Source organism: Streptomyces sp. NPDC037288 (assembly GCF_055603265.1).
In genome coordinates, this window is the sequence record NZ_JBVJVY010000002.1 from 334634 (window position 1) to 361025 (window position 26392).

Genomic DNA, 26392 nt, shown 5'->3' on the forward strand with positions numbered 1-26392 from the left:
ACGTCACCACCGGTACCACCGGCCCCTGCCGCCGCCGGCGGTCGTGCCGCGGGTCACGAAACCCAGCAGCCAGATGACCAGCACCGCCAGGGCAATCCACCAGAGAATCTTCACCGCGAATCCGGCCCCGAAAAGAACCAGAGCCAGAAGCAGTACCAGCAGAATGGGAACCATAATGTGAAACCTCCTGCAGTCCGGGTTTCCCGGATTCAGCGAATCAGGCTTCCTTACGGCACAGAATCTCCCCGTGCAGGACCGCGAACCAGCCGTCCTCCCGTCCGCCCCAGGCACGCCAGGCCTCGGACACGGCCCGCAGCTGTTCCCCGGTCGCGTGACCACCCCGGGTGGCCCGCTCCGCGTAGGCGGAGGCCAGGGTGCGGTCCGCCCACAACCCGCTCCACCAGGCCCGCTCCTCGGGTGTGGCGAACGTCCAGGTGCTCGAGGTGGCCGTGACGTCCCGCACTCCGGCGGCCAGCGCCCACCCCTTCAGCCGGCGCCCGGCGTCGGGCTCGCCGCCGTTGGCGCGGGCCACCCGCTCGTACAGGTCCAGCCAGTCCGCCAGCCCCGGCACCGCCGGATGCCAGGTCATCGCCGCGTAGTCCGCGTCGCGTACGGCGATGAACCCGCCCGGCCTCGTCACCCGGTGCATCTCGCGCAGCGCCTGCACCGGGTCGCCGACGTGCTGGAGCACCTGGTGGGCGTGGACCACGCAGAAGGTGTCGTCCGGGTAGTCCAGGGCGTGCACGTCGGCGACCGCGAAGTCCACGTTGGCCAGGCCGCGCGCGGCGGCGGTGGCCCGGGCCTGCTCCAGGATCCCCGGCGCGTGGTCGACGCCGGTGACACGGCCCCCGGGAACCCGTTCCGCCAGGTCGGCGGTGATGGTCCCGGGCCCGCAGCCGATGTCCAGGATCTTCATGTGGGGTTTCAGGGAGCCGAGCAGATAGGCCGCGGAGTTCTCGGCGGTCCGCCAGGTGTGCGACCGCAGCACCGACTCGTGGTGCCCGTGCGTGTAGACGGCGGTCTCCTGCGCTTTCGGCATGACGGTTTCCCCTTCACCCTCGTCGCCGCTGTCGCGGCGGGCCGGTGCGCATCACCGTACGCGCGTGCGCCGAATAATGAGATCCAGGTTTCACGATATGGACTGATGGTGCGTCAAGGGGCGGTGCGCAGCGGGCGGTAGACCGTCAGGGCCTCCGGCAGCTTCTCCAGGGTGAGCTCGCCCGACACCGCCGTCACCTCGCCGTCGTACGCCAGCGGGGTCCCCGGTGCGATGCCGGTCAGCCGGAGCCGGTTCACCTGCACCGCCGCATGCGCCGGGGACCGCGTCAGCGGGCCCGCCGCGGCGGCGGCCAGCAGCCGCAGCGCCGGCCGGCGGCCCCCGTGCACCACCCGCACGTCCAGCAGCCCGTCCGCGAGATCGGTACGCCGGCCCGGCCCGAGCCCCATCCGGTGGTAGACGCCGTTGCCGACGAACAGCAGCCACAGCGCCCGCCGTCCACCGCCCACCTCCAGCTCCAGCGGATGCCGGTGCGCGCGCAGCACCCGCAGCGCGCCCAGCACCCCGGCCGGCCAGCCGCCGATCCGGCGCGACCAGCGTTCCCGCTCGCGCACCAGCTCCGGGTAGACGCCCAGGCTCAGCGTGTTCAGGAACAGGCCCCCACGGCCGCCGCTCCCGTAGCGGGCCGCGTCCACCCGCACCGCCTCGCCGTGCCGGACCGCACGGGCCAGATCGCGTTCGTCCTCCACACCGAGGTCGTAGGCGAAGTGGTTGAGGGTGCCGCCGGGCAGCACCGCGAGCGGCAGACCGTGCCGCAGGGCGATCCCGGCGGCCGTGTTCACCGTGCCGTCGCCGCCGCACACCCCCAGCACCCGGGCGCGGGCCGCCGCCTTCGCCAGCGCGTCGCCGATCTCCTCCGGCGCGCACTCGACGATCTCCGCCTTCGGCAGCGCGCCGCGCAGCGCGCGGACCCGGTCGGCGGTGCCCGAGCCGCGGTTGGCGACCATCACCAGACCGTCGCCGTCCGGCAGCGCGGGCGCCTCGGCACGCGGCCGGGCCGGCCGCCGCACCTGGGCGCGGGTCGGCACCAGCCGCCGTACCAGGAAGGCCGCGCCCGCGCCGAGCGCCGCCCCGGCCAGTACGTCACTCGGGAAATGCACGCCCGTGTACACCCGGGAGGCCGCCACCGAGAACGCCACCGGCGCCACCGCCGCCCCCCACGCCGGGGACTCCAGCGCGACGCCGGTCGCGAAGGCGGCGGCCGACGCGGAGTGCCCGGACGGGAAGGACGTGGTGATCGGCTGCCGCTTCAGCTGCCGCACCAGCGGCACCGGATCCAGTACCGGCCGTGCCCGGCGCACGGAACGCTTGCCGATCGTGTTGATGGCCAGCGACGCCACGCTGAGCGAGGCCACGCCCCTGGCGGCCGCCCGGCGGGCCCTCGGCGTACGGCTCGCGGCCATCGCGGCGGCCGTCGCGAACCACAGCACCCCGTGGTTCGCACCGCGGCTGAGGCGGGGCAGTACCCGCTCGGCACCGGGCCAGTGCCAGGCGGCGGCCGCCTCGAACAGCAGGCCGTCCAGATCCAGCAGCCGGCACAGCGCACTGTGGCCGGTCGTACGGTCAGTCAGGTCCAGGTCTGGGCTCATGGGGTGCGGTTACCCTGAAGTGCCCGGTTCTTGTTCCCGCTCGCGCCGGGGCCAGGCCGGCGCGCAAGGAGTTCCCCCGCATGCGCCTGCTCCTCGTCCGCCACGGTGAGACCCCCTCCAACGCGGACCACCTGCTGGACACCGCCGTACCCGGACCGGGGCTCACCCCGCTCGGCGAGGCGCAGGCCGCCGCACTGCCCGAGGCGCTCGCCGACGAGGACCTCGAGGCCCTCTACGCCTCCCCGCTGCTGCGCGCCCGGCTCACCGCCGCCCCGCTGGCCGCCGCGTTCGGACTGGAGGTGCACGTCCGCGACGGCATCCGCGAGGTGTCCGCCGGCGACCTGGAGATGCTGCCGGGCGAATCCGCCCGGGGCCGGGAGTACATGCGCACGGTGTTCTCCTGGGCGGCCGGCGACACCGCGCTGCGCATCCCCGGCGGGGAGAGCGGCGAGGAGGCCCTCGCCCGGTACGACGCCGTGGTCGCCGAGGCCGCCGCGAGCGGTGCCCGGACCGTCGCCATGGTCAGCCACGGCGCCGCGATCCGCATGTGGACCGCCGCCCGCGCCGCCAACGTCGACGTCCCCTTCGCCGCCGCCCGCCCCCTGAAGAACACCGGCGTGATCATCCTCGAGGGCTCCCCGTCCGACACCTGGAAGGCGGTGACCTGGGAGGGCGCCACGGTGGAACCGGCGCACGAGGGCGGCCCGGCGGGCGAACGGGTGGAGTCGGTGGGGTAGGCCCGGCCGGCGAGCGGGGGGCGGAGAAGCGGGGCTCGCCTGGGAGGCGAGTGGGGGCAGGGGGGTGGGGCTCGCTTGGGAGGTTGGCGGAGCCCGGTGGGGCCGACGAGAACGGCGAATCGGGACACGCGCCGCGGCGAGGCGTTCGTCGCGGGGAGGGCCCGGACAGCCGCAGCCCGGGACGGTACGCGGGCACCCCTGGCGGGGGTGGGGCCGGGTGCGGAGTCCAGTGGGGCGTGAGGGGAGGACGGGTGGAGGCCGGCCGGGGCGGTGGGGTGGGCGGAGCCCGGCGGGGGTGCTGAGGGTCTCGCGGTGCGGTGAAGCATCGGTCGCAGGCGGGCCTCAGGCCGCTCCTGGACAGCCGCAGCCCGTGACGGTTGCCGGCGCGCCTGGCGGAGGGCCCCGTGGGGCGGGCCGGGTGCGGGCGGAGCCCGGTGGCAAGCCCATGGGAAGGCGTGGAGTCCGGGGCGCTGCGGCGGGCCGGCAAGAGTGTGCCGGGCGCCGATATCCGTTTGCCGTTATCCGCGCCGCCCCGGAGAATGCCTCGCCATGGGACATCTGGAAGCCGCGCACCTCGAGTACCAGCTCCCCGACGGGAGGACCCTGCTCGGGGACGTGTCCTTCCGGGTCGGCGACGGCGCCGCCGTCGCGCTCGTCGGCCCGAACGGCGCCGGCAAGACCACCCTGCTCCGGCTGATCTCCGGCGAGCTGCAGCCGCACGCCGGCACCGTCACCGTCAGCGGCGGCCTCGGCGTGATGCGCCAGTTCGTGGGCTCCGTACGCGACGAGACGACCGTACGCGACCTGCTCGTCTCCGTCGCCCCGCCCCGGATCCGCCAGGCGGCGAAGGCCGTCGACGACGCCGAGCACGCCCTCATGACCGTCGACGACGAGGCCGCCCAGCTGTCGTACGCGCAGGCCCTCGCCGACTGGGCCGAGGCCCGCGGCTACGAGGCCGAGACCCAGTGGGACATGTGCACCACCGCCGCCCTCGGCGTGCCGTACGAGAAAGCGCAGTGGCGTCTGGTCCGCACCCTCTCCGGCGGCGAGCAGAAACGCCTCGTGCTGGAGGCGCTGCTGCGCGGCACCGACGAGGTACTGCTGCTGGACGAGCCGGACAACTACCTCGACGTGCCCGGCAAGCGGTGGCTGGAGGAGCAGCTCAAGCAGACCCGCAAGACGGTCCTGTTCGTCTCCCACGACCGTGAACTCCTCGCCCGCGCCGCCGACAAGATCGTCTCCGTGGAGCCGGGCCCGGCCGGCGCCGACGCCTGGGTGCACGGCGGCGGCTTCGCCACCTACCACGACGCCCGCCGCGAGCGCTTCGCCCGCTTCGAGGAGCTGCGCCGCCGCTGGGACGAGAAACACGCCCAGCTGAAGAAGCTGGTCCTGAACCTGCGGCAGGCCGCCGCCGTCAGCCACGAGATGGCCTCCCGGTACGCGGCCGCCCAGACCCGCCTGCGCAAGTTCGAGGAGGCCGGCCCGCCACCGGAGCCGCCGCGCGAGCAGGACATCACCATGCGTCTGAAGGGCGGCCGCACCGGCGTAAGAGCCGTCACCTGCGAGCGACTCGAACTGACCGGGCTGATGAAACCGTTCGACCTGGAGGTCTTCTACGGCGAACGGGTCGCCGTCCTCGGCTCCAACGGCTCCGGCAAGTCCCACTTCCTGCGCCTGCTGGCCGGCGAGGACGTCGCCCACACAGGCCAGTGGAAACTGGGCGCACGTGTCGTGCCCGGCCACTTCGCGCAGACCCACGCGCACCCCGAACTCCAGGGCCGCACCCTGCTCGACATCCTGTGGAAGGAGCACTCCCAGGACCGCGGCGCCGCCATGTCGAGGCTGCGTCGCTACGAGCTGACCCAGCAGGCCGAGCAGACCTTCGACCGGCTCTCCGGCGGCCAGCAGGCCCGCTTCCAGATCCTGCTGCTGGAACTGGCGGGCGCCACCGCGCTGCTGCTGGACGAGCCCACCGACAACCTCGACCTGGAGTCCGCCGAGGCCCTCCAGGAAGGCCTGGAGAACTTCGAGGGCACGGTCCTCGCCGTCACCCACGACCGCTGGTTCGCCCGCTCCTTCGACCGGTACCTGGTCTTCGGCAGCGACGGCCGCGTCCGCGAGACATCGGAACCGGTCTGGGACGAACGCCGCGTCTCACGCGCCCGCTAGGGGCGGGCGGCGCGCTCGCCGTGGGGGCGCGGGCCGTGTCGCGTGTACCGGTCTGCCGGGGCTCGTCGCGCCCGCACGGCACCGGAGGTATCGGTCACTTCCAGCGCAGCAGTGCGCCCAGGCCGCCCGCCGCGATCTCGTCGCCGGTGTCCTGAAGGACCGGGCTCAGTGACACCACCGGCGCGTCCGTCACCACCGCCGCCCGGACCAGCGCGTCGTCGGCGCGGGCCGGCCACGCCTGCCGCTCGCCGATGTCCTTCAGCTCCGTACCGCGCGCCGCCAGCTGGTCCGGGTCCTCGCCGATCCACACCTCACGGTGCGTGTCGGGCGCGTCCCGGCCGATCAGCAGCTCGGCCGGCCGGCGCTCACGCGCCGCCTCGATCAGCTGCGGCACACCCTCCACAGCGGCCGCCCGCCGCTCCCGGTCCGGTGTCCGCGCCGCCCGGAACCGGTCCACGTCGGCGCGGATCCGCCGCCGGACGTGCTCGGCCCGGATCTCCTCCAGCTCCCTGGGCAGGCACCACCTCGCCGTCCCGGGCGGACACCGCCCGGCCGTACGGCTCGCCGGTGTGCCGCAGTTCCTCCACGGCCTCGTACACCACCCGGCAGGTCACCTCGTCGGCGCCCTGTTCCCGCAGCTGCCGGGACACCGCCTCCGCCACCAGATGCCGCCGGTGCTCCCTGTCCTCGTCGTGCCGGGACAGGCCGACGTACGCCGAGGCCCAGGACCCCGGATGTTCGTACAGTGGACTCAGAACGCGAGCTCCATGGATTCCTCCCGGAACCGCTCGGGGCAGTGCACGCCGGGCGGGTACCCGTACCCCATGAACGAACACGACGAGCGGGGCACCACGATGACCGGAGTCGACGCCAGCCGGCTGGACGACCAGCAGCTCATGAAGGAGCTGGAGACGATCCACCGCACGCGCCACGACACTCTGCTGTACGGCTCGAACGACGCGCTGCGGGCCCACAACGAGCGCATGGCACAGCTGGAGGGCGAGTACCTGCGCCGCAACCCGCGCCGCCTGGTGAGCGCCGGACGCACCCGCGAGGGCGCCCGCGAGCGTGGCTGCGGCGACACGGCGAGCCCCGGCGTGCCGGGCACCTGACCGGCCCCACGCGGTGAACGGGCCGGCCCGCGCAGGCCGGCCCGTCCACCGTCGCCGCAGGTCAGCCAGGCTCCCCGGCGAACACGTGCAGGAACGCGTCGCAGAACGCCTTCAGATCGTCCGGCTTGCGGCTCGTCACCAGCTGGTTGGAGCCGTGGTCGCAGATCTTCACCTGCTCGTCCACCCAGGTGCCGCCCGCATTGCGGATGTCGGTCCTCAGGCTCGGCCAGGACGTCAGCACCCGGCCCCGTACGACGTCCGCCTCCACCAGTGTCCACGGCGCGTGACAGATCGCCGCGACCGGGCGGCCCCGGTCGAAGAAGTCCTTCACGAACGCCACGGCCTTGCCGTCCATCCGCAGGAAGTCCGGATTCGCCACCCCGCCGGGCAGCACCAGAGCCCCGAACTGCCCCGCCGCCTCACCCACGACCTCGTCCACGTCGAAGGTGTCCGCCTTGTCGAGATGCTGGAACGCCTGGACCTTCCCCGGCTCCGTCGACACCAGCACCGGCTCGTGCCCGGCATCCGAGGCCGCCTTCCACGGCTCGGTCAGCTCCACCTGCTCGACGCCTTCGGGCGCCACCAGAAACGCGATACGCATGATGCTCAGTTCCCTTTCAGTCTCCTCAGCGCCGCCCGGTGGGCGCGGGCACGCCGCCTGCCCGCCCGGGCCGCCCGTCGGCAGCGCCACAGCTCCTCGCCGTACGGCAGCAGCACGCAAGCGCCGACCGCCACGCCGATACCCGCCAGATAGCCGGGCGACAGCGGGCGCCGGCGCGGCATGAGACGCCAGGCGTCCGGGTCCCCGCGCCCGCCCCGCAGCAGCGACCGCACCTGGTCGGCATGCAGGCACATCAGCGAGGCCAGCGCACCGAACGGCAGCGACTCCAGGAAGCTGTGGAGGTGCTGCTCGACCGGCCTGACCTCCCGGTCGCTGTCGACGGCCGTGCGCACGTCCCACAGCGCGGTCGCCTCGTGTACCGCCGCCGCCCCCAACTGCACGCTCAGCAGCAGCGGGTTGACCCGATAGCGCAACGTCAGCGCGATCGGCAGACCCACCTGCGCCATCATCAGCGCGTGGATCACCGACTCCTTGGTACCCGCGGTCTCCTCGATCCGGGTGCGCCGGTGCATCGCCCAGTCGGCGAGCCCCGGCACGAACCAGCCGGGCAGCAGCCCGTACAGCAGGAACCGGGTGGTCGCCACCTCGACGTCGACGCCGGCCCCGCTCGCGATCTCGGCCGCCTGGCCCCGGCTCATCCGCGGCCCACCAGCGCCTCGGCCAGTTGCTGTACGTTGCCGTAACGGGCCGAGTGCGGCAGGGCGGCCACCGCGTCGGCCAGCGCGCCCGGCGCGTTACGCCGGCGCAGCATCCGCGCCAGGTCCCGCGCGGTCGCCGGGAAGCAACTGCGGCTCAGGGTCCGGGCCAGCTCCGTCCGCATCCGCTCCAGCGACGCCGGCGAACCCAGTCCACCCACAGGTCCGCTCCACACCTCCGGATCGTCGTCCGCGGCCGGCTCCGGATCGTGCCACTCCTCCACCCGTGTCGGATGCCCGGACCTCAGCAGGCCCTTCAGCTCGTGCTTCATCTCGTCGTCCCGGTGCACGCTCAGCCGGTCACTGCCTCGCTGCATGTCTCCCTCCAGGGGGTCGAACGTCCGCACCGCGTACCCGGTGCCGTACCGCCGACACGGGATCCGCTCCCTACGTGTCGGACGAGGCCGAAAGAATTCAGTGGCCGAGCCGGTGACCTGGGAACCGAACTCCTTCTGCGCATCCGCGATGGCTGATCCGCGCACCGGACAGTTCCGTGCGCACACGCGTACCCGCACAGGCCCCCGCGTAACAGCCCACGGTCGACCAGCGCGGTGCCCAGGGAAGGCCACACCGCCGGGGAATCCCGCGTCGACCGCTCGGATGCCCGCAGCTTCGGGGGCCTCGACAGACTCGGCGACCACGTGCTGTGCGAGGTGCCCGGCGAGGGCGGCATAGGGCAGGCGTACCGGCCGTCCACGGCATCGACCACGACGGCGGCGGCCGGTACGACGACGCCCTCGGAACCAGCGAGGACGACTCCTGAAGTGCCCCGAACGCTGAATCCCCGGCCTCCCCGTGGCTACTGCCTGCCCCGGCCCGGCAGGAACTCCTGCACCTTCGCCTTGAACCCCTGCCGGACCATCGAGCCGCGGTCGGCATCGCCCTTCAGGATCGACGCGGCCGTCGCCTCCATCTGCTCCCAGGTGGCATGCGGCGGGATCGGCGGCACGGCCGGGTCCGTGAGGAACTCGACCACCGCGGGCCCGTCGGCCTCCAGAGCCGCCCGCCAGGCCGCCTCCACCCCTTCCGGCTTCTCCACCCGGATGCCGGTCAGACCCAGCGAACGGGCGAACGCCGCGTACTGCACGTCCGGGATCTCCTGCGACGGCAGGAACGACGGGGCGCCCTCCATGGCCCGCATCTCCCAGGTCACCTGGTTCAGGTCCCGGTTGTTCCACACCCCCACCACCAGCCGCGGATCCGACCAGCGGTCCCGGTACTTCGCCGCCGTAATCATCTCCGCCAGGCCGTTCATCTGCATCGCACCATCACCGACCAGCGCGAACACCGGACGGTCCGGATGCGCGAACTTCGCACCGATCGCATACGGCACCCCCGGCCCCATCGTCGCCAGCGTCCCGGACAGCGAACCGCGCATCCCCGGCCGCATCGTGATGTGCCGCGCGTACCAGTTGGCGACCGAACCCGAGTCCGAGGTCAGGATCGCGTTGTCCGGCAGCAGCGGATCCAGCGCCCGCGCCACGTACTCCGGATTGATCGGGTCCGCCGACAGGTGGGCCCGCCGGTCCATCGTCTCGTGCCAGCGCTTCACGTTCGCACACACCGTGTCGTGCCACTCGCGCCCGCCCCGGTCGCTCTCCAGCAACGGGATCAGCCGCCGCAGCGTCGCCTTCGCGTCACCGACGAGATTCACCTCGTACGGGAAACGCATACCGATCATGTGCGGATCGATGTCGATCTGCACCCCGCGCGCCTTGCCGAAATCCGGCATGAACTGCGTGTACGGGAACGACGACCCGATCGTCAGCAGCGTGTCGCAGTCCCGCATCAGCTCGTACGACGGCCGGCTGCCCAGCAGCCCGATCGGCCCGGTGACGTACGGCAGCTCGTCACTGAGCACGTCCTTGCCGAGCAGCGCCTTCGCGACCCCCGCGCCAAGCAGCTCGGCGATCTCCTGCACCTCCGCGACCGCACCCGCCGCACCCTGCCCGACCAGGACGGCGACCTTGTCGCCCGCGTTCAGCACACCGGCCGCGCGGCGCAGCGCCTCGTCCGTCGGGGTCGCCGTGTAGTCGCTCATGCCCAGACTGGAGGGCACCATCTTGAACTCGTGCGTCGGCGGCGAGTAGTCCAGCTCCTGCACGTCGGCCGGGATGATCAGAGCCGTCGGGCAGCGCCGCGCGTACGCGGTGCGGATCGCCCGGTCCAGCACGTTCGGCAGCTGCTCGGGCACCGTCACCGTCTCCACGAAGTCCGAGGCGACGTCCTTGTACAGCGTGTGCAGGTCGACTTCCTGCTGGTAGGAACCGCCCATCGCGGTCCGGTTGGTCTGGCCGACGATCGCCAGCACCGGCACATGGTCCAGCTTGGCGTCGTACAGCCCGTTGAGCAGATGGATCGCACCCGGCCCCGACGTCGCCGCGCACACCCCGATACGGCCGCTGAACTTCGCGAACCCGACCGCCTCGAACGCGGACATCTCCTCGTGCCGGGACTGGATGAACCGCGGCCGGTCCTCGGCCCGGCCCCACGCGGCGAGCAGCCCGTTGATGCCGTCGCCCGGATAGCCGAAGACCTGTTCCACGCCCCAAGCGCGCAGGCGCTCGAGGATGTGGTCGGAGACCTTGGTGCTCATGGAGGAACCTCCCGGTGCGGTGCGAAGCGGACGATCCGGTCAGCAGATACCGAGTCACCTGAGCACGGCCCGGAAAACCTCGGAAACCCGCCAGGGGGCGGGCGCGAAACCCGCGGCCGGTGCGTGTCACCCGGCCGGCCGCCCTTGTCCCGCGAATGGGGGCCGGCCGCGCGCGCCACAGCGCCGCCGGGGCTGTGATGGCAGCGGGGCACGCCCCGTGCCCCGTACCCGCGACACCGCCGGACCGTGCCACCGGCACCGCCGGTACCCGTGCCCGGGACACCGTCTCACCGGTGTCCGGCACCGGCACCGGACGTACCGCCGCACCGGCGCCGGAAGCACCGCCGTACCGGTGTCCGGCGTACCACCACCGACGCCGACCGCCCGCCGTGCCCGCCGAGGAGCCCGCCCCATGCGCCGCACCGCCCGTGCCCTGCCCATCGCCTTCATAGCCGGAGCCGCGTTCGCCCTGGCCGGGCCCGCCGCAGCGGCCGCCGAGGCCCACCCCGGCCCCGGCAGCGTGTCCCCGACCCACGCCGCCGGTCCTGTGTCCCCGGCCCACGCCGCCGGTCCTGTGTCCCCGGCCCATGCCGCCGGTCCTGTGTCCCCGACCCATGCCGCCGGTCCTGTGTCCCCGACCCGCACGGCTGGCCCCCTGCCCCCGGCCCTGCTCCCGCCCCGCACCGCTGCCGGCGACGCCGCCACCAGCCCGTGTGCCGCGCCGCAGCAGTGCGGCGCGTCCCACGCCTGCGCGGACGACGCCGCACCCTGCGACGACGGCGCCACGCCGTGCCGGGAGAGCGAGCCCTGCGAGGAGGACGACGGCGGCTGCCGCAGCCCACAGTCCTGCCCGGGTTCGGACGCTACGGAGTGCAGGGCGGGGGAGGACTGCCAGGGCGGCGGCGGTACGGAGTGCAGGGCGGGCGAGGACTGCCAGGGCGGCGGCGGTACGGAGTGCAAGGCGGGGAAGGACTGCCAGCACAGCGGGGGCGGTGCGGGGTGCAGGGCGGGGGAGGACTGCGGGGCCGGTGCCGGGTGCAAGGCGGGCGACGACTGCCAGGGCGGTGCGGGCTGCAGGTCCGGGGACGCGTGCTCCGGCGGGAACGCGTGTCGTGAGAGCGGCCAGTGTCACGACGACAGTGGCGAGTGCACCGGCGGCGAAGACTGCCCCGACGACGGCCACAACTGCGGCAGCCCCGACGACCGGCAGGGCCACCCCGCCGACGGATGCGACCCGGCCACCGTGCAGCACGGAGCCGACGCCGGCCGGGGAGGCAGCTTCACCGACTCGGTCCCGGCCCTCGCCGGCGGCGCCGCCTTCATCGCCGCGGCCTGCGGCGGAGCCGGCTACCGGCTCCACGGCCGCCGGCGCGCCCCCGCAGACCGGCCCACGGACGTGTGACCGGGACAACGCCCCCCACTCCCATGGACGGCCGCCCCGCGGGTACACACCCTCACGAGAACACCGGCAAACGGCCACCACCCCAACCGACACCACGGGCCGCGGACACACACCACCCCACGGACACACACCACCCCACGGACACACACCACACAGCAGCCCACGACGACACAGCCCGCCCCGGCACACGACACCCACCCGGGCGGCACACGGCACCCGGACTGCGCGGAGGCGGACATGCGGCGGACGGACCCCGAAGGGCACGGCCCCGTCCGCTACGGCCCGCCCCCGCCCGGCGACGGACTGCCCGTCCTCCCCGAACTCACCGCCGTACTCGCCGCCGCGGCGAGCCGCACCGACGCCCAGCCCGTCGGCGGCGCCCCCGCCCTCCTCGAAGCGGCCTGCGGCTACTGGACCCGGCGCGGCCTGCCCACCGTCCCCGACCAGGTGGCCGCCGGCCCCGGCGCCCCCGCGCTGCTGCTCGCCCTCACCGCCGCACTCGCTTCAGACGGCGGCGACGTCCTCGTCCCCCGCCCCTGCGCCGCCTGGTGGGCCCCGTACGCCCGCGTCCTCGGCCGGCCCGCCTACCACGTGCCCACCCCCGCCGAGAGCGGCGGCGTCCCCGACCCCTACGCCCTGCTGGAGACCGTCCGCCGGGTCCGCGACGAGGGCGGCGACCCACGGCTGCTCGTGCTGTCCGTCGCCGACGACCCCACCGCCACCGTCGCCCCGCCCGAACTCCTCCACGAGACCGTCGAGGCCGCCACCGGCGAAGGACTGCACCTGGTCAGCGACGAGACCTGGCGCGACACCCTCCACGACCCCCACGGCACCGTCCTGCTCAGCCCCGCCGAGATGTGCCCCGACCTGGTCACCGTCGTCACCGACCTCGCCGGATCCCTGCTGCCGCCCGGCTGGCCCGCCGCCGTCGCCCGCTTCCCGGCCACCGAACCGGGACGGCACCTCCACGCGCGCGTGCTCGACATCCTCACCGCCCTCGGCGCCCACATCGCCGCACCGGTCGCCGCGGCCGCCGGCTACGCCCTCGACGAACCCCCACCCGTCACCGAGCGCCGCGAGGCCGCCGTACGCCTGCACGCGCGCCTGGCCGCCGCCGCGCACGCCGCCGTCGTCGCCGCCGGCGCACTCGCCCGCCCCCCGCAGGCCGGCCGCCACCTGTACGCCGACCTCGGCCCGCTGCGCGAACCCCTCGCCGCACAAGGCGTCGGCGACGCACAGGAGCTGGAGGACCTCCTCACCACCCGCCTCGGCATGCCCGCCCCCGGCGGCCACCGCTTCGGCGACGACCTCGGGGCGCTGCGCGTACGACTCGCCACGGGCCCCCTGCTGGGCGGCACGGACGAGGAACGCACGGAATGCCTCACCTCACCCGTGCCGTTGGAACTGCCACACGTGCAACGCGCGTTGGCCTCCTTGACGTCGGTCCTCGACGATCTCCGCGACGACGCTCAGCGATGGGAGCCTCCTCGATGACGCAGCAGACGCATGAGACCGAGACGCACGAGCCCGGGACGACCGAGTGCGAGACGACCGAGCCCGCGACGTATGAGCCGGAGACGACCGAGCCCGGATCGGCCGCGACGACCACGACGATCACGACGGACGCGAGGACGGCGACGGACGCGAGGACGGCGACGGAGGCAAGGACGGCGACGGACGCGAGGACGGCGACGGAGGCAAGGACGGCGACGGAGGCAAGGACGGTGACGGACGCGAGGACGGTGACGGAGGCAAGGACGGTGACGGAGGCAAGGACGGTGACGGAGGCAAGGACGGCGACGAATCCGATGGCGGTGATGAATCCGATGGCGGTGACGAACGCGACGCCCGCACGGCCCCGCGACACCGCCGAAACCGTCACGCCGGCCCCCCCGGCACCCCCGTTTCCCCCGCTGGCCGAACCCCGCCCCCTCGCCGAACACCGCGTATGGCCCCGCACCTTCCACGACCGGCTCACCGCCCCCCTGCCCGGCCTCAAGGCCCTCGCCCGCTTCGCCCGCGAAGGCGCCGTACGCCCCGGCCCCGAAGGCCTCGCCGACATCGCCCGGCTGCCCTGCGAACCCGCCCCGCTGCCCCGCGTCGACACCCGCACCCTCGCCGTCACCTGGGCCGGACACGCCAGCTGGATCGTCCGGATCGGCGGCCTGACCGTCCTCACCGACCCCGTCTGGTCCCGCCGTATCCTCGGCACCCCCGCCCGCATCACCCCCGTCGGCGTCCCCTGGCAGACCCTGCCGCCCATCGACGCCGTCGTCATCAGCCACAACCACTACGACCACCTCGACGCCCCCACCCTGCGGCAACTCCCGCGCGCCACACCCGTGTTCGTACCGGCCGGCCTCGGCCGCTGGTTCCACCGCCGCCGCTTCACCCGCGTCACCGAACTCGACTGGTGGGAAGGCGCCGAACTGGCCGGTGTCCGCTTCGACTTCGTCCCCGCCCACCACTGGTCCAAGCGGACCCTCACCGACACCTGTCACAGCCTCTGGGGTGGCTGGATCCTCACCGACGCCGACGGACAGCGCCTGTACTTCGCCGGCGACACCGGCTACGGCCACTGGTTCTCCCGCATCGGCCGCCGCTACCCCGGCATCGACCTCGCCCTCATGCCCATCGGCGCCTACGACCCCCGCTGGTGGCTCAGAGACGTCCACTGCGACCCCGAGGAAGCCGTCCAAGCCACCCTCGACACCGGCGCCCGCCGCATGGCCCCCATGCACTGGGGCACCTTCATCCTCTCGGCCGAGCCGGTCCTGGAGCCGCTCACGAGAGTAAGGGCGGCCTGGGACAAGGCAGGGCTGGACAGGGAAAACCTGTGGGATCTCCCGGTCGGCGCTTCAAGGGTCCTGGAGCGGAACCCCCCACGGACACGGGAAACCGCGCGCACCACCACGACGCACCCGCCGTCCCCAACGAACCGGCACCCCCACGCCCCTACCGAAACCGCCGCACCACACCCGGCGCCGCACCGACCACCACGGTCAGCGCAACCGCCACCGCAACCCCCTCCCACGGCTCCCTGAACAACGAACCCCCCAAGACGCCGATCACCTGATACGTGACCGCCCACGCAAGGCAGGCAGGCAAGTTACCCCGCGCAAACCTCCGCAACGGCCAACCGGCCATCAGACAGGCCAGCATCACCGGTATCCGCCCCGCGGGGACCAGCCGAGAGAGCACCAGCACCGCAACCCGATGCTCCGCCAGCTTCCCCCGCGCCTGCACCAGCCGCTCCTCCGGCGCACGCGACCGGATCGCCTCCAGCCACCGCGACCCGTTCTTCGACCCCATCCCGCGCCGCCCCAGCCAGTACAGGGCCACGTCCCCGAGGAACGCGGCGAACGAGGCCGTCACGAACACCCACACCAACGCAAACGGCGCCGTCTGATGGAACGCCACCACCGCCGCGGAACTCACCAGCGCCCCCGTCGGCACGACCGGCACCAACGCCCCGAGAAACACCAGCACAAACAGCGTCGGATACCCGACCGCCTGCCGCGTGGACCCGGACGTCACCGTTGCCGACGCATCGGCGAGCCACGTCACCGCGCGACCTCCAGCCACACACTCTCCCCGTGCCCCAGCTTGTGCACCGCCACCCCCGGCGCCGCCACGGCCGCCAGCCGCACGAACTCGTCACCCGGCGCATGGAACTCGTGCGGCCGCACCCCGTCCATCCCGACCGGCCAGTACGTCCCGTAGTGCACCGGCACCGCGGCCCGCGGCGCCAGCCGCGCCAGCACCCGCGCCGCCCGCCCCGCGTCCAGATGCCCCGCACCGAGATACGGCCCCCAGCCACCCACCGGCAGCAGCGCCACGTCCACCGGCCCCACCCGCTCGGCCATCGCGTCGAACAGCCGGGTGTCCCCGGCGAAATACGTCCGCGCCTCACCCTCGACGACATAACCCAGCGCCGGCGAACGCTGCGGCCCCACCGGCAGCCGCCGCCCGTCGTGCAGCGCCGGCACTACCCGCACCAACAGCTCACCGATCCGCACCACGTCCCCCGGCACCACCTCCGTCACCCGCAGCTGCCGCAGCCGGCGCAAACCGGGCACCGCCCGTGGTGCGCCCCGGGGCACGACCAGGTGCGTGCCCGCGGCGAGCTCCGCCAGCGAAGGCAGATGCAGATGGTCGGCGTGCAGATGCGAGACGAGCACCACGTCCGCGCACCGGGCCCCGGCCGGCGGCAGCGCACCCCGGCGCCGCCGCAGATGCGCCAGCCGCCGGACGAACAGAGGATCGGTGAGCACCCGTATGTTCCCGTCCCGGACCGTGCAGGTGGCGTGACCCCACCAGGTGATCTCCACCGGCACCCTCTTCACCCCCTTCACGCGACTCCCCGAAGCCTACGGGCAGGAGTAGGGTCGGCGGCGAAACCGGAGGTGAGGGGGACGCCATGGGACAACCGCGGGGCACCTCCAACGCGCCCGCGCCCGCGCCGGTGCGGGTCATCGCCATCGCCAGCCTGACCCCCCTGGAAGAACTGGAAGCGGACCCCTTCCTCGTCGACTCCCGCAGCCAGCACGCCATGTGCGCCCGCTGGGCCGCCGAACGCGGATACGTCATCGCCCGCGAACTCCTCGTCGGCGGACTGCGCTTCGACCACTGCGCCCTGTGGGACGGCATCCGGCCCGGCGTGGACGTCTTCGTCACGCCCAGCCTGCGCGTGCTCCGGCGCGCCGTGTCCTCGGTCGAGGCCTTCACCGCCGAGTGCGCCCGACGCGGCGTGCGCGTGGAGACCGTCGGCCGGGCCGAGCCGTCGTACGACGCCCAGATGAAAGCCCGCGTGCACCGCCGCCTGTCCATGCCGACCGCCGGCTACGACGGCCGCTAGCCGACGGGACGCCGGTCCACCCCCGGTTGCCGCATGCACCACACCCCGTGTGACAAGGTGGAGCGAGGCCCGGGCGTCCAGCGGGCCGGGACGTGAGGGGTACGGGGCGTGCGAGACGTGGGGTGGCGAGGGATCGCCAGTCAGATCGGGCGGAGCGTCATCGTCTGGGCGGCCTCCACGCTCACCATGCTGGCCCTCGCCGCGCTCCTGCCCGACTTCCAGCTCCAGTCCGCCGACGGCGACAGCGCCACCCGGATCGCCGTCACCGCCGCCTGCGGCGCCGGCGCCTTCGGTGCGCTGTCGGCCGTGGTCTGGCCGCTCCTCGTCCGGCTCCTGCTGCTCGTCCCCGCCCTCGTCCTCGGCCTGCTGGTCTTCTTCCTCAACGGCTCCCTGCTGCTGCTCGCCCTGCGCATCAACCCCTCCGGCCGCGGCGAGGCCGCCCCCGAGACCGCCGTCATCGTGGCGGCGGTGATGTCCGCCGTCGCCTCGGCCACCGGCGCCGCCCTCGCCGTCCGCGACGACGAGACCTACCGGCGCCGCCTGCACCGCCTCGCCGCACGCCGCCGCAGATCCGACCCGCCCTGCCCCACCACGCCCGGCCTGGTCTTCGTCCAACTCGACGGCGTCGGCCACGACGTCCTCACGGACGCGGTCCGCAAAGGACTGATGCCCACGGTCGCGCACTGGCTGGCGACGGCCGACGGGATACAGCCGACAGGCGACCAACACCGGCCGGTCGACGGCACACAGCCGACGGGTGCCGTCCCACGGGCGGTCGACCGCATACAGGCGACCGGTGCCGTGCAGACGGTCGACCGCATACAGCCGACGACGGACGGCATACACCTGAAGGCCGACTGCGTGCTGTCGACCGCGGGCGGTATACAGCCGACCGACGACAGCCGACGGCCCACCCACCGCCTCACCCCCTGGCGCACCGACTGGTCCAGCCAGACCGGAGCCAGCCAGCTCGGCATCCTCCACGGCAGCACCTTCGATGTGCCGGCCTTCCGCTGGTACGAGAAGGACAGCCAGGAGGTGATGGTGTGCAACCGGCCGACGAGCGCCGCCGAACTGCAGCGCCGCGCCATGCTGTATACCGGCGACGGTGGACTGCTCACCGTGGACGGCGCCAGCCGCGGCAACCTCTTCAGCGGAGGGGCCGGCGAACAGGCCCTCGTCCTGTCCATCGCGGCCCGCCGCCGCGGCCGGGAGAACCGTTCCCGCGCCGGGTACTTCGCCTACTTCTCCGATCCCGCCAACGCCGTCCGCACCGCCCTGTCCTTCGTCGCCGAGGTGGGCCGCGAGATCGGCCAGTCCACCCGGGCCCGGATCCGGAGGCAGCGCCCCCGGGTGAGCCGCGGCGGTCTGTATCCGCTCGTCCGCGCCTTCGCCACCGTCGTCGAACGGGACGTCGTCGTCGCCGCGGTGATGGGGGACATGCTCGCCGGCCGCACCGCCGTCTACGCCGACCTCGTCGCCTATGACGAGGTCGCCCACCACTCCGGCCCGTGCAGCAGGGACGCCGAGAAGGTCCTGCAGCGCCTCGACCGGTCCCTCGCCCTGCTGCAGCGGGTCGCCGAGCACGCCCCCCGCCCCTACCACCTCGTCGTCCTCTCCGACCACGGGCAGAGCCCGGGCGAGACCTTCCGCTCCCGCTACGGCCTCACCCTCGGCGATCTCGTCCGGGCCGGCTGCGGACTGCACGTGCCGCGCCGCGCCGAACGCACCCACAGCGGTGCCGAGGCCCGCGCCGCCGTCCGTGCCGCACTGCGCCGGCCCGTGGAGGACAGGAGCGAGCAGCACCGCCCGGCCCCCGGCTCCGAGCCGGTGGTGCTGGCATCCGGCAACCTCGGCCTGGTCTCCTTCCCGGACGTCCACCACCGCATGACCAAGGAGGAGATCGACGCCCGCCACCCCGCCCTGCTGACCACCCTCGCCAACCATCCCGGCATCGGCTTCCTGCTGGTGCGCAGCCAGGAGCACGACGGTGTGGTGCTGGGTGCCCACGGCGCGGAGATCCCGCTCGACAGGCTCGACGACGAGCCCGGCCCGCTGGCCCGCTTCGGTCCGGGTGCGGCCGACGCGGTCCGCCGCACCCACTCCTTCCCGCACACCGCCGACATCATGGTGAACTCCGCCCTCGACACCGCCGACGGCGAGGTCCTCGCCTTCGAGGAGCAGATCGGCTCCCACGGCGGTCTCGGCGGCGCCCAGTCCCACCCGTTCCTGCTCTGTCCGCTTCAGCTGTCCGCACCGGTCGGCGCCGAGGAGGAACTGACCGGCGCCGAGCACGTCCACCGGGTACTGCGCCGCTGGCTGGACGAGCTGAACGGCCCCCAGATCCCCCTCGCCGACGCCACCGAGAACGAGCGGGCCGCCTGAAACCCGGCCGCACGGACCTGAGGGAGATCACCTCCCGTTCACCCCGCGTGGGCCGGTCTTCAGCGTGCGACGAGCCCGGATGTGATCGGATAGGGGTACGGAAAACCCCCGTAACGGGATCCGACGGAAAGGAATCATCGTGGCCACCACGCGCACCGCGCACACGGTCTGGGAAGGCAACCTTCTCGAGGGCGACGGCGTCGTCACCTTCGACTCCTCCGGCATCGGCGAGCAGCCGGTCACCTGGGCCTCGCGTTCCCAGGACGCGAACGGGAAGACCAGCCCCGAGGAGCTGATCGCCGGTGCTCACTCCAGCTGCTTCTCCATGGCCCTCTCGCACGCCCTGGCCGGCGCCGGCACCCCGCCCACCCGGCTGCAGACGAAGGCCGACGTGACCTTCCAGCCGGGCGAGGGCATCACCGGCATCCACCTCACCGTGCGCGGCGAGGTGCCGGGCCTGGACGCCGAGGGCTTCGCCTCGGCCGCCGAGGACGCCAAGAAGAACTGCCCGGTCAGCCAGGCCCTGACCGGTACGACCATCACCCTGACGGCCGAGCTGGCCTGAGGGCTCGTACGGCCCCGGATGCCGCGTCCCGCTCCGGGGGCGCGGCATCGCCGTTTCCCGGGGAACCCGGGCATTGACAGCGTCGCAGGCACGTCATGTGCTGGGAGAGCGGCAGGCGCCCGGGCGGAAGGGGACGGACCATGACACGTGCGGTCGGTATCGATCTCGGGACGACGAACTCGGTGGTGGCCGTCCTGGAGGGCGGCGAGCCCACCGTCGTCGCCAACGCGGAGGGTGCGCGGACCACACCGTCGGTGGTGGCGTTCGCGAAGAACGGCGAGGTGCTGGTCGGCGAGGTCGCCAAACGGCAGGCCGTGACGAACGTGGAGCGCACCGCCCGCTCGGTGAAGCGCCACATGGGCGACGCGAGCTGGCGCTTCCCGGAGCAGGGCTCGGTCGACGGCACCCGCCTGCGCGCGCAGGAACTGTCCGCGCGGGTGCTGCAGAAACTGAAGCGGGACGCGGAGGCCTACCTCGGCGAGGACGTCACGGACGCGGTGATCACCGTACCCGCGTACTTCGACGACACCCAGCGGCAGGCCACCAAGGAGGCCGGGGAGATCGCGGGCCTGAAGGTGCTGCGGATCATCAACGAGCCGACCGCCGCCGCCCTCGCCTACGGCCTGGACCGCGGCGAGGAGCAGACGGTGCTGGTCTTCGACCTCGGCGGCGGCACCTTCGACGTGTCCCTGCTGGAGATCGGCGACGGCGTCATCGAGGTGAAGGCCACCAACGGCGACACCCATCTCGGCGGCGACGACTGGGACCAGCGGATCGTCGAACACCTGGCGAAGCGGTTCAAGGGCAGTTACGGCATCGATCTGGCCGCCGACAAGATGGCGGTGCAGCGGCTGCGCGAGGCCGCCGAGAAAGCCAAGATCGAACTGTCCTCGTCCTCGGAGACGTCGGTCAACCTGCCCTACATCACCGCCTCCGCCGAGGGCCCCCTGCACCTGGACGAGAAACTGACCCGGGCCCAGTTCCAGGAGCTGACCGCCGACCTGCTCGACCGGTGCAAGAAGCCCTTCCACCAGGCCGTGAAGGACGCCGGGATCGAGCTGTCCGCGATCGACCACGTCATCCTCGTCGGCGGCTCCACCCGGATGCCCGCCGTCACCGACCTGGTCCGCGACCTCACCGGCAAGGACCCGCACAAGGGCGTCAACCCGGACGAGGTGGTCGCCGTCGGCGCCGCCCTCCAGGCCGGTGTCCTGCGCGGCGACGTCAAGGACGTACTGCTCCTCGACGTCACCCCGCTGTCCCTCGGCATCGAGACCAAGGGCGGCATCATGACGAAACTCATCGAACGCAACACCACGATCCCCACCCGCCGTTCGGAGATCTTCACCACCGCCACCGACAACCAGCCCTCGGTCGGCATCCAGGTCTACCAGGGCGAACGCGAGATCGCCGCCTACAACAAGAAGCTCGGCGTCTTCGACCTCACCGGGCTGCCGCCCGCCCCGCGCGGCGTCCCGCAGATCGAGGTGGCCTTCGACATCGACGCCAACGGGATCATGCACGTCTCCGCCAAGGACCTCGCCACGGGCCGCGAGCAGAAGATGACCGTCACCGGCGGCTCGGCCCTGCCCAAGGACGACATCGACCGCATGATGCGGGAGGCGGAACAGTACGCCGAGGAGGACCGCAAACGCCGCGAGGCCGCCGAGACCCGCAACCAGGCCGAGCAGCTCGTCTACCAGACCGAGAAGTTCCTCCGCGACAACGAGGACCGCGTCCCCGCCGACACCAGGACCGAGGTCCAGCAGGCGGCCATGGAACTGAAGGGACTCCTGGACCGCAACGCCGACACCGGCGAACTCCGCGCCGGCGTCGACAAACTCGCCGCCGTCAGCCAGAAGATGGGCCAGGCGATGTACGCCCAGACCGGCCAGACCCCGGCCGCCGACGACACCGGCCAGCAGGCCTCACCACAGGACGACGAGGGCGTGGTGGACGCCGAGATAGTGGACGAGGACAGGGACGCGAAGGGAGGCGCGGCCTGACCGGGCCGCCCGCCCGGCCCGCGCGCACGCGTCAGCGTGTGACCGCCACGCCCGCGTACACCGGCACGCCCCCCTGCCCGTGCCGATGTCGGGGAACCGGCGTACACCGGCCTCGGCGGCGGTCCGGACGGCCCGGTGCGCGAACCGGCGGCTGGCACGCGGCCCCGCGCACCGCCGTGCCGTCCGCGGCCAGGATCCGGCGGGCCGGTTCCTCGTCCACCGGGTGGTTGTCCTTGCCGCCCAGCCACCAGTCGTACCGCCCGGGCGGATGCGGACGGCCGGTGTCGATGGGCACGGACACGGCATCGGGTGCGGTCATACGGCTGTTCCCCCCGGGGTCGGTCCGGGTGGGGACGTCACAGGCTTGTGCGGAACTCCCGCAGCAGGGTCCGCGTCCGCTGCGCCGACGCCGCCCGCGCCGTCATGTGGTCCAGGACCTCCAGGTGCGCGGCGACCTCATGGCGGGAGTCCAGGTAGAGGGCGCCGGTCAGGTACTCGGTGAACACCATGTCCGGAAGCTCCGGCTCGGCGAACCGGAACAGCGTGAACGGCGCGTACGTCCCCGGATGCGGGCCCGCCGCGAACTCGGCGAGCTGCAGCGTGACCCGGTCCCGGTCGGCGTACTCCAGCAGCCGGTCCACCTGCGCGCGCATCACCTCGCCGCGCGTGCTCACGGGGCGCCTGAGCACCGTCTCGTCCATGATCACCCACAGGTGGGGCGGATCGTCCCGTTCCAGCAGCCGCTGCCGTTCCATGCGCAGGGACACATGCCGTTCCACGGTCTGCGGCGTGGTCTGCCCGATCGTCCCGGCCTCCAGCACCGCCCGCGCGTAGTCCTCGGTCTGCAGCAGCCCGGGGATGAAGTGCGGCTCGTAGGAGCGGATGATCCGGGCGGCCCCCTCCAGGCTGACGTACAGGCTGAACCAGTCCGGGAGCACGTCGTGGAACCGCTGCCACCAGCCCGGCTGGTTCGCCTCCTCGGCCAGCCGCACGAACGCGGCCGCCTCCTCGCCGGCCACCCCGTAGGTGTCCAGCAGCACCTGCACGTACGGGATCTTCAGCGCGACCTCGGCCATCTCCATCCGCCGCACGGTCGCCGGCGCCACCCGGAGCACCCGGGCGGCCTCCTCGCGGCCCAGGCCCGCCGCCTCCCGCAGCTCCTGCAGCCGCTTGCCGAGCACCACCTGGCCCACGGTGGGCGCAGCCCGCCGCTCACTCACGCCACGCCCTCCCCTCACGCGCCGGTACCCGGGCAGTCTGCCATGTGATCCCCTCTCGCACACCGGTCCGAGGAGGATCCGGACGCCGGGGGAGGGGTCAACCGGCCAGCGTGTGCAGGTACTTGGCGGTCGCCGGGTCGGCCGGCAGGAACGTCTCGATGGCGAGTTCGGCGACCGTGACGTCCATCGGCGTGTTGAACGTCGAGATCGACGACACGAACGACAGGGTCCGGCCGCCGAGTTCGATGCGCAGCGGCAGCGCGAAGTACGCGACGGGCTCGTCCGGTTCGCCGGCCGGCGCGTCGTCCTGCGGCACCGGGTAGGCCGCCACCTCCTCGTACAGGGCGCGCAGCCGCTCCGAGCGCTGCAGGGCGATCTGCCGCTCCATCTGCGCCAGCAGATGCCCGCGCCACTCGGGCAGATTGCGGATGCGCGGCGCCAGCCCCTCCGGATGCAGGGTCAGCCGCATCGCGTTCGGCGCCGGGCTCAGCAGCTTCTCCGGGACGCCGTCCAGCAGCATCGCGATGCCCCGGTTCGCGGCGACGACCGTGTAGCCGGCGTCGACCACCAGCGCCGGGTAGGGCTCGTAGCCCTGGATGAGGCGCTCCATGCCGTCGCGCAACGCGTCGAGGGCCGGGTCGTCCAGCGGGGTCTCCGGATAGCGCGGGGCGTAACCGGCCGCCAGCAGCAGGGAGTTGCGCTCGCGCACCGGCACGTCCAGATGCTCGGCGAGCCGCAGCACCATCTCCTCGCTCGGCCGCGACCGGCCGGTCTCGATGAAACTGATGTGCCGGGCCGAGGAGTCGGCGCGCAGCGCCAGCTCCAGCTGGGAGATCCGGCGCCGTTCCCGCCAGGCCCGCAGCAGCGGGCCGACGCCCTTGCCGGAAGCGGCGGAGGCGGCGGAAGGGGCGGAGGCGGCGGCGGACGCGGCGGGGCCGGAAGCGACAATGGTCATACGTCCGACCGTAGTAGAGGAGTTGCTTCAGGTGCGCGGGAACGAGCCGTGGCCGAAGCCGTGGCGGACCTCGCCTGCCCAGGCGTCCCTTCAGGCCGCCGCCGTGTAGCGGGCCGGGTCCGCGGCCGTCTCCTCGGCGGCGCGCTCGGTGACGCCCTCGGCCACCCCGTGGAGTTCGCCTCCCTGGACCGCATCCGTGCCTCGCACGGTGCGCGCGGCGTCACCGCTCTCGTGCCCGGCGCACCCGGCGCGGTCGGCCTGATCGGCGACGACAGGCAGATGACCCCGTTCACCGTCGAGGCCCTCATCCAGGCGCACGCCCGGGAACGCGAGAAGGGCATCGGCGGCGCCTGGCCGCTGCTGCTGCGCCAGGCGTACGAGCGCTGGCTCCAGACCAGTCCAAGCCGGGCCCGTCACTGCCGGACACGTCGCTGCCGGCACCGTCACTGCCGGACACGTCGCTGCCGGCACCGTCACTGCCGGACACGTCGCTGCCGGCACCGTCGCGGCCGGGCGCGCCGCAGTGGGCAAACGCCGCTGCCGGGCGCGCCGCAGTCGGCGCCGCCGCGGCCCGGCCCGGGGCAGCCGGCACCGCCGCATCCCGGCGCCCCGGCCGGCGGCCTGATCACCGAGGCCTGGCTGTACGCCCGCCGCGCCCCCGGCAACGCCTGCCCGTCCGGCGTAGCCCGCATGTACGCGCCCGATCCCGCGCTGCCGCTCGACGGCACACCGGGCGAGGTCAACCCCGACTCCAAGGGCTGCGGCACGGTCATGCGCCCGGCCCCCTTCGGCCTGGTCGCCTCTGCCGACGCGGCCTTCGCCATGGCCGTGCGCGGCGGGACGACGGCCGCCCTGCGTGCCGCCCTCGACCTCGCCGCCGACGGGGCACCGGAGGCCGAGAAGGTGGAGTCCCCCGGCGCCGGCTGGGTCGCCGAGGAGGCCCTCGCCATCGGTGTCTCCTGCGCGCTCGCCGAGCCCGACGCCGCACGCGCCCTGCTGCTGGCCGTCAACCACTCGGGCGACAGCGACTCCACCGGCTCGGCCGGCGGCAATCTGCTGGGCGCCCTGCACGGCGACACCGGCCTGCCGCACCCCTGGGTGGCACAGGTGGAGGGCCGGGCCAGGATCGCCGCACTCGCCGACGACCTCGCGGCGGAGTGCGCGCACGCCTGATGTGCGGGAGTGCGCGGGCGGCCGACGCGGGCGGAGTACGCGCGCGGCCGGCGTGGCAGGCTCATTCCGTACCCCTGCTTCCCGCCTCCTCGAAGGGAGACCCGGCCATGGCCGTCGAACCGCTGTCGCAGAAGGAGATCGAGGACCGGCTCGCCGAGCTGCCCGGCTGGTCGGTGGAGTCCGGCCGGCTCACCCGCTCCTACCGCCTCGGCTCGCATGTCGCGGCGGCGGCGCTGGTCATGCACGTCGCCGCCGTCCAGGACGAGCTGGACCACCACTCCGACCTCAGCCTCGGCTACAACACCGTCTCCCTCAGCGTGCACACCCACAGCGCGGGCGGTGCCCTCACCGCGAAGGACTTCGATCTCGCCCGCAGGGTGGAGGACATCGCCCCAGGGCACGCCGCACACTGAGGGGCGTGCTCGACTACGACGAAGAAGCGGACGCCTACGACGCGTCCCGGGGCGGCGAGGCCCGCGCCGCGGCAGCCACCGACGCGATCCTCGGCCTGATACCCGACGGCCCGGGCCGTCTCCTCGACATCGCCTGCGGCACCGGCATAGTCACCCGCCGGCTGGCCGCCGGCCGTCCCGCGCTGCAGGTGACGGCCGCGGACCTCGCCCCCGCCATGGTCCGCATGGCGGGGGCCCGGCTGCCGGGTGCGGTCGTACGGGCCGACAGCCGCCGCCTGCCCTTCCGCACCGGCACCTTCCACGCGGTCACCAGCATCTGGCTGCTGCACCTGCTGGAGGACGCCGAGGACGTCCGCGCCATCGTCGCCGAGTGCGCCCGCGTGCTGCGCCCGGGCGGGGTGTACGTCACGACGGTCGACAAGGCCGCGGCGCACGACGTCGGCAGCGACATCGACGCCGTCCTCGCCTCCCGCCCGCACCGCCCCGCCCGGGACGCCGCCGCCACCGTCACCGCGCACGCCGTCCGGTACGGGCTGCGGCCCGCCGGCGACACCGTGTTCCCCGGCATCGGCCAGGGCCGCAGCCCCCGCACCACCGTCGCCGACCTGCGCCGCGGCTGGTTCACCCTGCTGCCGCCCGGCGAACCCCGCACGGAGGACTTCGCCATCCGCCTGACCCGCCTGCCGGACCAGGACCGCCCCCGCCCCGACCCGGTGTTCGCGCTGCGCGCGTACCGCAAGGCGGTGGCGGGCCGAGGGGCGGAAGCGTCAGCCTCCCCCTGACCGAAGGCGACCGAAACGCGATCTGTCCCGGCGCTGGGGTCCCCTCATGGCGGGGC

The 26392-nt window shown here is 73.6% G+C and carries 24 protein-coding genes and 2 pseudogenes; 13 read left to right on the forward strand and 13 right to left on the reverse strand.

All coding sequences use genetic code 11. The features are described from left to right. Positions 1-3: 3 nt before the first annotated feature. The 3 genes from ACZ7GZ_RS03855 to ACZ7GZ_RS03865 all read right to left on the reverse strand — a co-directional run bounded on the left by ACZ7GZ_RS03855 (position 4) and on the right by ACZ7GZ_RS03865 (position 2646). Positions 4-174 (reverse strand): hydrophobic protein, encoded by a 171-nt coding sequence (locus ACZ7GZ_RS03855; protein ID WP_471020700.1) that lies wholly within the window; start codon positions 172-174, stop codon positions 4-6. A 43-nt stretch (positions 175-217) separates the two neighbouring features. Beyond that, complete coding sequence (locus ACZ7GZ_RS03860) at positions 218-1039, reverse strand: class I SAM-dependent methyltransferase (RefSeq protein ID WP_471020702.1); 822 nt, start codon at positions 1037-1039, stop codon at positions 218-220. Positions 1040-1152: 113 nt separating this feature from the next. After that, on the reverse strand, positions 1153-2646 hold the full coding sequence (locus ACZ7GZ_RS03865; RefSeq protein WP_471020704.1) for a phosphatase PAP2 family protein: 1494 nt from the start codon (positions 2644-2646) through the stop codon (positions 1153-1155). Between the two features lie 80 nt (positions 2647-2726). Here ACZ7GZ_RS03865 and ACZ7GZ_RS03870 point away from each other — a divergent pair, with 80 nt between their 5' ends. Both ACZ7GZ_RS03870 and ACZ7GZ_RS03875 read left to right on the forward strand, forming a co-directional pair. Continuing rightward, positions 2727-3383: a histidine phosphatase family protein gene (locus tag ACZ7GZ_RS03870; RefSeq protein ID WP_471020705.1), complete on the forward strand. Its 657-nt coding sequence runs from the start codon at positions 2727-2729 to the stop codon at positions 3381-3383. A 549-nt stretch (positions 3384-3932) separates the two neighbouring features. Beyond that, a complete protein-coding gene (locus ACZ7GZ_RS03875; protein ID WP_471020706.1) occupies positions 3933-5552 on the forward strand; it encodes an ABC-F family ATP-binding cassette domain-containing protein in 1620 nt (539 codons plus the stop codon). A 94-nt stretch (positions 5553-5646) separates the two neighbouring features. Here ACZ7GZ_RS03875 and ACZ7GZ_RS03880 read toward each other — a convergent pair whose 3' ends face one another. Beyond that, positions 5647-6009 carry a hypothetical protein gene (locus tag ACZ7GZ_RS03880; RefSeq protein WP_471020709.1) on the reverse strand — a complete coding sequence of 121 codons (363 nt, stop codon included), beginning with the start codon at positions 6007-6009 and terminating at the stop codon, positions 5647-5649. A gap of 367 nt (positions 6010-6376) precedes the next feature. Here ACZ7GZ_RS03880 and ACZ7GZ_RS03885 point away from each other — a divergent pair, with 367 nt between their 5' ends. Beyond that, positions 6377-6664, forward strand: coding sequence for a DUF6158 family protein (locus tag ACZ7GZ_RS03885; RefSeq protein ID WP_471020710.1), 288 nt, complete (start codon positions 6377-6379; stop codon positions 6662-6664). 61 nt (positions 6665-6725) lie between these two features. Here the strand turns inward: ACZ7GZ_RS03885 and ACZ7GZ_RS03890 are convergent, their stop codons facing one another. The 4 genes from ACZ7GZ_RS03890 to ACZ7GZ_RS03905 form a co-directional block, all read right to left on the reverse strand. Next, positions 6726-7265: a type 1 glutamine amidotransferase domain-containing protein gene (locus ACZ7GZ_RS03890; protein WP_471020713.1), complete on the reverse strand. Its 540-nt coding sequence runs from the start codon at positions 7263-7265 to the stop codon at positions 6726-6728. A 5-nt stretch (positions 7266-7270) separates the two neighbouring features. Then, positions 7271-7924: a diguanylate cyclase gene (locus ACZ7GZ_RS03895; RefSeq protein ID WP_471020714.1), complete on the reverse strand. Its 654-nt coding sequence runs from the start codon at positions 7922-7924 to the stop codon at positions 7271-7273. Then, entirely contained in the window at positions 7921-8298 is a 378-nt protein-coding gene (locus ACZ7GZ_RS03900; RefSeq protein ID WP_471020715.1) for a DUF2795 domain-containing protein, read from the reverse strand. Before ACZ7GZ_RS03900 ends, ACZ7GZ_RS03895 begins: the two co-directional genes overlap by 4 nt. Positions 8299-8780: 482 nt before the next feature. Next, on the reverse strand, positions 8781-10577 hold the full coding sequence (locus tag ACZ7GZ_RS03905) for a thiamine pyrophosphate-requiring protein (RefSeq protein ID WP_471020716.1): 1797 nt from the start codon (positions 10575-10577) through the stop codon (positions 8781-8783). Between the two features lie 412 nt (positions 10578-10989). On the opposite strand from ACZ7GZ_RS03905, the gene ACZ7GZ_RS03910 reads away from it, so the two are divergent. The 3 genes and pseudogenes from ACZ7GZ_RS03910 to ACZ7GZ_RS03920 all read left to right on the forward strand — a co-directional run. Beyond that, positions 10990-11979, forward strand: a complete 990-nt coding sequence (locus ACZ7GZ_RS03910) for a hypothetical protein (protein ID WP_471020719.1) — start codon at positions 10990-10992, stop codon at positions 11977-11979. 237 nt (positions 11980-12216) lie between these two features. Further along, a complete protein-coding gene (locus ACZ7GZ_RS03915; protein ID WP_471020720.1) occupies positions 12217-13473 on the forward strand; it encodes an aminotransferase class I/II-fold pyridoxal phosphate-dependent enzyme in 1257 nt (418 codons plus the stop codon). A gap of 332 nt (positions 13474-13805) precedes the next feature. Further along, positions 13806-14852 (forward strand): annotated as a pseudogene (locus ACZ7GZ_RS03920) (MBL fold metallo-hydrolase); the annotation flags it as partial. Positions 14853-14934: 82 nt separating this feature from the next. Here the strand turns inward: ACZ7GZ_RS03920 and ACZ7GZ_RS03925 are convergent. Next, positions 14935-15546, reverse strand: coding sequence for a DedA family protein (locus ACZ7GZ_RS03925; protein ID WP_471020721.1), 612 nt, complete (start codon positions 15544-15546; stop codon positions 14935-14937). After that, positions 15543-16316, reverse strand: coding sequence for an MBL fold metallo-hydrolase (locus ACZ7GZ_RS03930; RefSeq protein ID WP_471020785.1), 774 nt, complete (start codon positions 16314-16316; stop codon positions 15543-15545). Before ACZ7GZ_RS03930 ends, ACZ7GZ_RS03925 begins: the two co-directional genes overlap by 4 nt. 83 nt (positions 16317-16399) lie before the next feature. Between ACZ7GZ_RS03930 and ACZ7GZ_RS03935 the strand changes: the two genes are divergently transcribed. From ACZ7GZ_RS03935 to dnaK, 4 genes are all read left to right on the forward strand, one after another. Continuing rightward, on the forward strand, positions 16400-16837 hold the full coding sequence (locus ACZ7GZ_RS03935) for a hypothetical protein (RefSeq protein WP_471020723.1): 438 nt from the start codon (positions 16400-16402) through the stop codon (positions 16835-16837). A gap of 108 nt (positions 16838-16945) precedes the next feature. Beyond that, the gene (locus ACZ7GZ_RS03940) at positions 16946-19222 is read left to right on the forward strand and encodes a phage holin family protein (protein ID WP_471020724.1); all 2277 of its coding nucleotides are present in this window, start codon (positions 16946-16948) and stop codon (positions 19220-19222) included. A 139-nt stretch (positions 19223-19361) separates the two neighbouring features. After that, positions 19362-19787, forward strand: coding sequence for an OsmC family protein (locus ACZ7GZ_RS03945; protein WP_471020726.1), 426 nt, complete (start codon positions 19362-19364; stop codon positions 19785-19787). A 140-nt stretch (positions 19788-19927) separates the two neighbouring features. Beyond that, positions 19928-21793 carry a molecular chaperone DnaK gene (gene dnaK, locus ACZ7GZ_RS03950; RefSeq protein WP_471020728.1) on the forward strand — a complete coding sequence of 622 codons (1866 nt, stop codon included), beginning with the start codon at positions 19928-19930 and terminating at the stop codon, positions 21791-21793. A gap of 75 nt (positions 21794-21868) precedes the next feature. Here dnaK and ACZ7GZ_RS03955 read toward each other — a convergent pair. The 3 genes and pseudogenes from ACZ7GZ_RS03955 to ACZ7GZ_RS03965 all read right to left on the reverse strand — a co-directional run. Further along, positions 21869-22112: pseudogene (locus ACZ7GZ_RS03955) on the reverse strand (SAM-dependent methyltransferase); the annotation flags it as partial. 37 nt (positions 22113-22149) lie between these two features. Next, positions 22150-23013: a helix-turn-helix domain-containing protein gene (locus ACZ7GZ_RS03960; protein WP_471020730.1), complete on the reverse strand. Its 864-nt coding sequence runs from the start codon at positions 23011-23013 to the stop codon at positions 22150-22152. Positions 23014-23110: 97 nt separating this feature from the next. Next, on the reverse strand, positions 23111-23968 hold the full coding sequence (locus ACZ7GZ_RS03965) for a helix-turn-helix domain-containing protein (RefSeq protein ID WP_471020731.1): 858 nt from the start codon (positions 23966-23968) through the stop codon (positions 23111-23113). Positions 23969-24028: 60 nt separating this feature from the next. Between ACZ7GZ_RS03965 and ACZ7GZ_RS03970 the strand changes: the two genes are divergently transcribed. The 3 genes from ACZ7GZ_RS03970 (at position 24029) to ACZ7GZ_RS03980 (ending at position 26336) form a co-directional block, all read left to right on the forward strand. Further along, positions 24029-25141 carry an ADP-ribosylglycohydrolase family protein gene (locus ACZ7GZ_RS03970; RefSeq protein WP_471020788.1) on the forward strand — a complete coding sequence of 371 codons (1113 nt, stop codon included), beginning with the start codon at positions 24029-24031 and terminating at the stop codon, positions 25139-25141. 107 nt (positions 25142-25248) lie between these two features. Beyond that, complete coding sequence (locus ACZ7GZ_RS03975; protein WP_471020733.1) at positions 25249-25554, forward strand: 4a-hydroxytetrahydrobiopterin dehydratase; 306 nt, start codon at positions 25249-25251, stop codon at positions 25552-25554. Between the two features lie 5 nt (positions 25555-25559). Further along, positions 25560-26336 (forward strand): class I SAM-dependent methyltransferase, encoded by a 777-nt coding sequence (locus ACZ7GZ_RS03980; RefSeq protein ID WP_471020734.1) that lies wholly within the window; start codon positions 25560-25562, stop codon positions 26334-26336. The last annotated feature ends 56 nt before the right edge of the window (positions 26337-26392 follow it).

What these genes read in the sequence shown, in the direction of transcription:
- ACZ7GZ_RS03855 (WP_471020700.1), bottom strand. Translation starts at nt 174, where the DNA reads ATGGTTCCCATTCTGCTGGTACTGCTTCTGGCTCTGGTTCTTTTCGGG.
- ACZ7GZ_RS03860 (WP_471020702.1), bottom strand. Translation starts at nt 1,039, where the DNA reads ATGCCGAAAGCGCAGGAGACCGCCGTCTACACGCACGGGCACCACGAG.
- ACZ7GZ_RS03865 (WP_471020704.1), bottom strand. Translation starts at nt 2,646, where the DNA reads ATGAGCCCAGACCTGGACCTGACTGACCGTACGACCGGCCACAGTGCG.
- ACZ7GZ_RS03870 (WP_471020705.1), top strand. Translation starts at nt 2,727, where the DNA reads ATGCGCCTGCTCCTCGTCCGCCACGGTGAGACCCCCTCCAACGCGGAC.
- ACZ7GZ_RS03875 (WP_471020706.1), top strand. Translation starts at nt 3,933, where the DNA reads ATGGGACATCTGGAAGCCGCGCACCTCGAGTACCAGCTCCCCGACGGG.
- ACZ7GZ_RS03885 (WP_471020710.1), top strand. Translation starts at nt 6,377, where the DNA reads ATGAACGAACACGACGAGCGGGGCACCACGATGACCGGAGTCGACGCC.
- ACZ7GZ_RS03890 (WP_471020713.1), bottom strand. Translation starts at nt 7,265, where the DNA reads ATGCGTATCGCGTTTCTGGTGGCGCCCGAAGGCGTCGAGCAGGTGGAG.
- ACZ7GZ_RS03895 (WP_471020714.1), bottom strand. Translation starts at nt 7,924, where the DNA reads ATGAGCCGGGGCCAGGCGGCCGAGATCGCGAGCGGGGCCGGCGTCGAC.
- ACZ7GZ_RS03900 (WP_471020715.1), bottom strand. Translation starts at nt 8,298, where the DNA reads ATGCAGCGAGGCAGTGACCGGCTGAGCGTGCACCGGGACGACGAGATG.
- ACZ7GZ_RS03905 (WP_471020716.1), bottom strand. Translation starts at nt 10,577, where the DNA reads ATGAGCACCAAGGTCTCCGACCACATCCTCGAGCGCCTGCGCGCTTGG.
- ACZ7GZ_RS03910 (WP_471020719.1), top strand. Translation starts at nt 10,990, where the DNA reads ATGCGCCGCACCGCCCGTGCCCTGCCCATCGCCTTCATAGCCGGAGCC.
- ACZ7GZ_RS03915 (WP_471020720.1), top strand. Translation starts at nt 12,217, where the DNA reads ATGCGGCGGACGGACCCCGAAGGGCACGGCCCCGTCCGCTACGGCCCG.
- ACZ7GZ_RS03935 (WP_471020723.1), top strand. Translation starts at nt 16,400, where the DNA reads ATGGGACAACCGCGGGGCACCTCCAACGCGCCCGCGCCCGCGCCGGTG.
- dnaK (WP_471020728.1), top strand. Translation starts at nt 19,928, where the DNA reads ATGACACGTGCGGTCGGTATCGATCTCGGGACGACGAACTCGGTGGTG.
- ACZ7GZ_RS03965 (WP_471020731.1), bottom strand. Translation starts at nt 23,968, where the DNA reads ATGACCATTGTCGCTTCCGGCCCCGCCGCGTCCGCCGCCGCCTCCGCC.
- ACZ7GZ_RS03975 (WP_471020733.1), top strand. Translation starts at nt 25,249, where the DNA reads ATGGCCGTCGAACCGCTGTCGCAGAAGGAGATCGAGGACCGGCTCGCC.